This is a genomic window from Arenibacter lacus, from assembly GCF_008711145.1.
Classification (GTDB): Bacteria; Bacteroidota; Bacteroidia; order Flavobacteriales; family Flavobacteriaceae; genus Arenibacter; species Arenibacter amylolyticus.
Genome location: NZ_VVIN01000134.1, coordinates 1 through 2,594, shown reverse-complemented (window position 1 = coordinate 2,594; position 2,594 = coordinate 1). Strand labels below are relative to the sequence as shown.

Sequence of the window (2,594 nt, the reverse complement as noted above, 5' to 3'; positions counted from 1 at the left end):
TATAAAGCTTTTGAGCGCTTAAGAGGGCAACCCATGGAGGCTTATCGGCATTAGGCGCCATGGATCTCTCCGTTAAACATAAACTACAAGGTCCCCAAGCCTTGCAGGGTGATCCATTTAATTGCAACATGGCTGACTGGAAAAGACCAATAAACGCAGGCAAGGGATTAATTGAGCTTCATTAAATAATTGGTTTTTGAATAGCCCCCAGATGTATCCGGGGGTTAAAATTGTTGCCAAAAATGGGCCTTAGCCCAACTCAAATACTCTAGGAGCTATTTCCTTTCATCGACATAGTACCCTACGCCCCTTTTCATGATCCTATACACTAGCAGAAATAACACCTTCCAATGGGATGGTAGCAGCGCCCAGAATTCCCCGTTTACATTTTCTCTCATGCAAAGGGAGGGTAAGAAATACAACCTTTCCATTCCATGGCCTACAATAATATTACCTCAATTTACCCCTAAATAGCCTATAAAATACCACTCTGGGGTAATATCTAATGCGTATTGAGTAATATATACTAAGGATTTCCTGTTTTATATATTTTTCTTTGTTAGGGAGCTTCGTGAAATTTAGCTTGAAGCGCTTTAAAATCATCAGTAAAACGAGGACTACCTACCTCCTATATGTGGGGTGTATGTTGGCTAATTTTGCACTGAGCTCCCACTTAATAGAGATAGGCTACCAAACGGTAGTACCAACATTACAAGGTTTTTATTTACTCCCAGATCTAAATTGAACTTAACCAAGGAATAGGCAATGTACAACACGCTATTTTATAGGTGTAAGCTTGTTTCACTTAGGTTGGCAATCTAAATACAGGAAAGATATGTTAACAGGAATCGATTATTTTATTGTGATTTCCTACATCGTGGGGATGTTGTTATTGGGCTTGTATTTCAAAAAATTCGTCCACAATTCCAAGGATTATTTTCTGGGCGGTAAGAGCATGCCGTTTTGGGCTATAGCAATGTCCATTGTGGTCTCCGATATTGGCGCTTTGGATTTTGTTGGAGTTTCTGGTCAGGCCTATCGCTACGGGGTTTCCGTAGGAAATTTTGACTGGGTAGGCTCTGTGCCGGCTATGTTATTGGCGGCTTTTATTTTCATCCCCTATTTCTGGCGAGGGGGCATGTATACCATCCCGGAATATTTGGGTAGGCGATATAATCAGAAAGTAAGGACCATAGCTGCCGTAACCTGGATTGTGTTTTTCGCGTTAAATCTAGGCGTGCTCTTCTGGGCCAGTGCGGTCTTGCTAAATGTCTTAATGGGGTGGCCTATTTGGATCTCTATCCTTGCTACGGCCGGGGTGGTGGGACTCTACACCTATTTTGGGGGGATTACCGCAGTGATCATGACCGACGTGGTACAGATGATCATCATGTTTATTGGCGGATTCGCCCTAGTTTTTCTAAGCTTATACGAAGTTGGTGGCTGGGATAATATGGTAGATAAAATTGCAGCCATGGGTCCGGAATACCAACGTCATTTCGATATCATCCAACCCTCAGATACCAAATCGCCCTTCCCGTGGACGGGCATTTTGTTTGGACTCACCTTTGTAATGGCCAACGCATATATGATTGGTAATCAATCTATTGTGCAGCGTTGCCTTACCGCTAAAAATGAATGGCATGCCAAAGCAAGTATGATCTTTGGCTCAGCACTAAAAATGTTTATTCCCTTTTTGGTACTCTTTCCAGGGCTAATGGCCGTTGTAGTGCATCCAGATCTAGCAGATGGCGATCAGGCCTTGCCGATGATGATAAAATCTATCCTTCCCCCTGGACTCGTAGGGCTCATGTTTGCCGCATTTTTCGCAGGCCTAATGTCTAGTGTAGATTCCTTACTCAACTCAACCGCCACCCTCTTTACCAAGGATATCTATGAAACTTTTATCAAAAAAGGAGCTTCTGACCGCCACTATCTAAAAGTAGGACAGTTCACTACCCTGTCCTTGTTGGTGATAGGGGTAGCCACATCCCCCATTAGCAGTGATTTCCCCGGTATCTACGTGGCCATACAAACCTTTATGTCCTATTTTCAAGGGCCCTTGTTCGCCATTCTTTTGCTGGGAATCTTTTGGAAACGCACTACCCAATGGGGCGGACTTACCGCATTGGTGGTCGGAATTGGTTTTGCTGTGTTCCTAAACGTTTTTAAAGATCGGTTTTTTACCATAGAAGATCCCTTCCTATATATTTCATGGTGGTCCTTTCTATTGGGCTTCCTTGTAAATATAACGGTAAGCCTTGTAACCAAACGCCATTCGGAAGTTCAATTGGAGGGCTTGGTGTTTAACCCTAAAATCCTAACTAGTAAAAAAGCCCAATAATATGTTCAATTTCGATTGGTTGTCCGGTATTTCCCAAGAAACTGCTAAAATGATATTCCTCTCCTTGTATGCTTTTATTGGATTCTTGGTGCTTCTGTTGCCCAGAGAGTATGTGTACGTAGGGATAAAAAAAGAGGACAGACGTTGGTATCACAATCTTAAACTGTGGTCGCTTTGCGTGCTGTTTATTTTGTCGTTTATCTATTATCTGTTTTAAACTTTTATTATGAATGAAATGGAACAAAAAGGA

At 42.4% G+C, this 2,594-nt stretch carries 2 protein-coding genes; one reads left to right on the top strand and one right to left on the bottom strand.

Annotated features, from left to right (window positions below):
* The first annotated feature begins 835 nt into the window (after nt 1-835).
* Nucleotides 836-2,344: a sodium:solute symporter family protein gene (locus F1E73_RS16675; RefSeq protein ID WP_086478587.1), complete on the top strand. Its 1,509-nt coding sequence runs from the start codon at nt 836-838 to the stop codon at nt 2,342-2,344.
* On the opposite strand, the gene F1E73_RS17975 is transcribed toward F1E73_RS16675, so the two are convergent.
* A partial coding sequence (locus F1E73_RS17975; protein WP_223883494.1) for a hypothetical protein occupies nt 2,325-2,594 on the bottom strand: 270 nt, incomplete at its 5' end. The genes F1E73_RS16675 and F1E73_RS17975 overlap by 20 nt on opposite strands.

Excerpts from the sequence above, each read along its gene's own strand:
- F1E73_RS16675 (WP_086478587.1), top strand. The coding sequence starts at position 836 with ATGTTAACAGGAATCGATTATTTTATTGTGATTTCCTACATCGTGGGG.